Source organism: Bradyrhizobium sp. STM 3809 (genome assembly GCF_000239795.1).
In the GTDB taxonomy this organism is placed as follows: domain Bacteria; phylum Pseudomonadota; class Alphaproteobacteria; order Rhizobiales; family Xanthobacteraceae; genus Bradyrhizobium.
This window is the reverse complement of sequence record NZ_CAFJ01000219.1, coordinates 1-3,915: the sequence shown is the minus strand read 5'-3', so window position 1 is coordinate 3,915 and position 3,915 is coordinate 1. Positions and strand designations below refer to the sequence as shown.

General features: G+C 66.2%; 3 protein-coding genes. All 3 read left to right on the top strand.

From position 1 onward, the window contains the following. The first annotated feature begins 164 nt into the window (after positions 1-164). The 3 genes from BRAS3809_RS11940 (at position 165) to BRAS3809_RS11930 (ending at position 3,412) form a co-directional block, all read left to right on the top strand. Positions 165-1,118 (top strand): DMT family transporter, encoded by a 954-nt coding sequence (locus BRAS3809_RS11940; protein WP_008962351.1) that lies wholly within the window; start codon positions 165-167, stop codon positions 1,116-1,118. 13 nt (positions 1,119-1,131) lie between these two features. Then, the gene (gene ispG / locus BRAS3809_RS11935) at positions 1,132-2,421 is read left to right on the top strand and encodes a flavodoxin-dependent (E)-4-hydroxy-3-methylbut-2-enyl-diphosphate synthase (RefSeq protein WP_008962350.1); all 1,290 of its coding nucleotides are present in this window, start codon (positions 1,132-1,134) and stop codon (positions 2,419-2,421) included. A 478-nt stretch (positions 2,422-2,899) separates the two neighbouring features. Continuing rightward, complete coding sequence (locus tag BRAS3809_RS11930; protein ID WP_008962349.1) at positions 2,900-3,412, top strand: GNAT family N-acetyltransferase; 513 nt, start codon at positions 2,900-2,902, stop codon at positions 3,410-3,412. Positions 3,413-3,915 lie beyond the last annotated feature (503 nt).

Below are 3,915 nucleotides of genomic sequence, written 5' to 3'. Positions count from 1 at the left end.
GATTGGGGAGACAAACGAGTTTAACACGGCGATCGTGATCTGGGCCGTGCCGCAGGGGGAGAGTGATCGACATCGCCGCTGCTGCTATACGTCCTTATCCGATCGACTGATCGCATCGCTGGCGGTCCAACAAAAACGAAACGCTTTCGGGAGTCCAAGTCCTCGTGTCCGCAACGTCCACCTCGTCCGCCGCCACCCGGCCGCTCGGCCCGGGCGCGATCGCCGTCACGCTCGTGCTCTGCCTGTCCTGGGCGTTCAACCAGATCGCGATCAAGCTGGCGCTGCCCGAAGTGCCGCCGATGCTGCAGGCGACGTTCCGCTCGGCCGGCGCGTTGCCGGTGCTGCTGGTGTTCGCGCAGCTGCGCGGCGTGAAGATGTTCGAGCGCGACGGCACGCTCTGGCTCGGCCTGATCGCCGGCGCGCTGTTCGGCTTCGAATTCGTGCTGATCTACCAGGGCCTGCTGCTGACCTCGGCCTCGCGCGCCGTGGTCTTCCTGTACACCGCGCCGTTCTTCGTCGCGCTCGGCTCGTTCCGCTTCCTCGGCGAGCGGCTCGGCCCGGCGCAATGGGGCGGACTCGCCATGAGCTTCACCGGCGTGGCGCTCGCGATCGGCATCCCCCAGGCCAATGTCGACAGCCGCGTCCTGCTCGGCGATCTCCTGGTGGTCGGCGGCGGACTGCTGTGGGGCGTCACCACCGTCTTCATCAAGGGCACCCGGATGCGCCTGATCGCCCCGGAGCGGGCACTGGGATACCAGGTCGCCGTCTCCGTCCCGATCATGGCCGCGGCCGCGCTGATCGCCGGCGAGCGGCTGACGCACGTTCCCAGTCCGTTCGTCCTGGGGCTGCTCGCCTATCAGGCGATCTGGGTGGTCGGCACCACGTTCACGATCTGGTTCGCGCTGATCAAGGCCTATTCGGCCAGCAAATTGTCGGCATTTACCTTCATCACCCCTTTATTCGGCGTGGTGGCGAGCTATTTCATCCTGCATGACGCCCTGACCCTGGCCTTTGGCCTCGCCGCCGTGCTTGTGATCATTGGTCTTTTTCTCGTAAACCGCCCGAACCGCGCGGTCGCAGCCGCGACTGATCCATTGCTGAATGTCACCAAAACCTGATATCCGAGCCGCCATGAACAAGCCCGAGACACTGACCCAGACCGATGTCGCCGGACCCGCCCCCCGGCATCGGACCACCAAAGTCATGGTCGGCAACGTCGCCGTGGGCGGCGGTGCGCCGATCGTGGTCCAGTCCATGACCAACACCGACACCGCCGATGTCGAGAGCACGGTCGCCCAGGTCGCAGCGCTGGCGCGCGCCGGGTCCGAGGTGGTGCGCATCACGGTGGATCGCGACGAGGCCGCGGCCGCCGTGCCGCACATCCGCGAGCAACTCGACAAGCGCGGCATCACCACGCCCCTGATCGGCGACTTCCATTATATCGGCCACAAGCTCTTGACCGAGCACCCGGCCTGCGCCGAGGCGCTAGCGAAGTACCGCATCAATCCCGGCAATGTCGGCTTCAAGGACAAGCGCGACACCCAGTTCTCGACCATCATCGAGCTCGCCAACAAATACGGCAAGCCGGTGCGCATCGGCGCCAATTGGGGCTCGCTCGACCAGGAGCTGCTGTCGAAGCTGATGGACGAGAACGCGGCGTCCGCGAACCCGCGCGACGCCCGCGCCGTGATGCGCGAGGCGATGGTGCAGTCGGCGCTGCACTCGGCCGAGCGCGCCCAGGAGCTCGGCATGCCGAAGGACCGCATCATCCTCTCGGCCAAGGTCTCGGCCGTGCAGGACCTGATCGCGGTGTATCAGGATCTCGCCGCGCGTTCCGACTACGCCATCCATCTCGGCCTCACCGAGGCCGGCATGGGCTCGAAGGGCATCGTCGCCTCCTCGGCCGCGCTCGGCATTCTGTTGCAGCAGGGCATCGGCGACACCATCCGCATCTCGCTGACTCCCGAGCCCGGCGGCGACCGCACCCTCGAGGTCCAGGTCGCGCAGGAGCTGCTGCAGACCATGGGCTTCCGCACCTTCGTGCCGCTGGTCGCGGCCTGCCCGGGCTGCGGCCGCACCACCTCGACCACGTTCCAGGAGCTGGCGCGCTCGATCCAGGATTTCATCCGGCTGGAGATGCCGACCTGGAAGACCAAATATCCCGGCGTCGAGGCGCTCAACGTCGCCGTCATGGGCTGCATCGTCAACGGCCCCGGCGAATCCAAGCACGCCAATATCGGCATCTCGCTGCCCGGCACCGGCGAGGCCCCGGCCGCCCCGGTCTTCGTCGACGGCAAGAAGTTCCGCACCCTGCGCGGGCCCACCATCGCCGACGACTTCAAGGCCCTGGTCATCGACTATATCGACCAGCGCTATGGCAATGGCGCCAAGGCGCCGGAGAGCGTGACGGCGGCGGAGTAGGGCGCGGCGCGCTCTTTTCTCTAAACCGGTGGCGCCTCCCGTACCGCTTTGCTGATTGCGCGGTGCTTGCGGCGAAAACGCCCGCCTAATTGTTACTCCGTCATGCCCGGGCTTGTCCCGGGCATCCACGTCCATCCCAGGACGCCGAACGACGTGGATGGCCGGGACAAGCCCGGCCATGACAATGTGGACGCGGATGGGCGCGCAACTCCGATCGTCATATGCGATCGCCCTGTCGTCGGCGGGGAGAGCTCACGAAAGAGCGCGCGGCTCGATCTCATATCCAAACTGACTGTCGTGAGAGCGACGGCCGACCCTGCAACCGACGGCTGCTTGTCCCGCGCGCCGCGGTCTGAAATTTTGCGCGCGGATCGGCTGTAACGCTTCATCGATGTCGCGATTGACCCCATCGGAATGGCGCCGCCCCACTGCTGCCCGCATGCTCAGCACCTTGAGGCCTGCTGAAGAGGATGCCGCGATGACTCTCGACGTCAAGGACATGGAACTCGCCGAGACCGCGGTCGTCATCGACTACTTCTATTCGTCGAGCATCGAGCAGCTCGACCTGATGGGCATCGATCCGACGCGGCTGCCGACCCGCCCGGTCTGGTCCAGCCTGTTCAAGTCTCTCTACGAGACCCCGATCACCGAGCGCGCGGCGCTGCTCGTGACCTGGCGCCTCGACGGCCGTCCCATCGGCTTTTCGAGCTGCGACCGCATCGTGTTCGGCAACCGTGCCCACATGCACCTGCATATCACCGATCCCGAACTGCGCGGCCGCGGCCTCGGCACCGAATGCGTCCGCCGCAGCATCGACCTCTATTTCCAGCGCCTGCAGCTCAAGCAGCTGTTCTGCGAACCGAACGCCTACAACGTCGCGCCCAACCGCGCGCTGCAGAAGGCCGGCTTTCGCTATCTGAAGACCTACAAGACCGTGCCCGGGCCGATGAACTATCACCAGGCGGTGACGCGCTGGATGATCGAGCGTTGAGATCGCGGACTGTCCTGCAAGATCGCGCTACACCAACGGTGTCGTCCCGGCCTTCGAGCCGGGACCCATAGCCACCGTCGTTCGTTGTTGAGCGAGCCGGAGCAGCGTTCTTCGTCATCACACCCGCTTGTGGGTATGGGTCCCGGCTCAAGGCCGGGACGACGGCGGCGGGTGTGGCGGGCATCCGCGAAACTCGCATTCTGCCCGTCGCGTTACCATGTCGCAGCCTTCAAGCCTTGTGCCGTCGGGCAAATCAGATCGATGTTTCCGCGCGTCCCGCCTCACTCACGAGGGGCGCTTCGCGGTCGTCACGAACGTGGAGGCGGGATGCGGTGGACGCGGCATGGCGCAGCGGGCCCTTGGGCGCGCGGACGAACGTCATGGCGCGGACGGTCAAGTCGCATGGTCCTGACATCCCGACGCTGATGCCAAGCTGGCCGACGATGGGCCGGTGACGGGGGCAAGAACGCCCGGTCCCCGGGGAGAGTGCGAAGCAGCCGTTA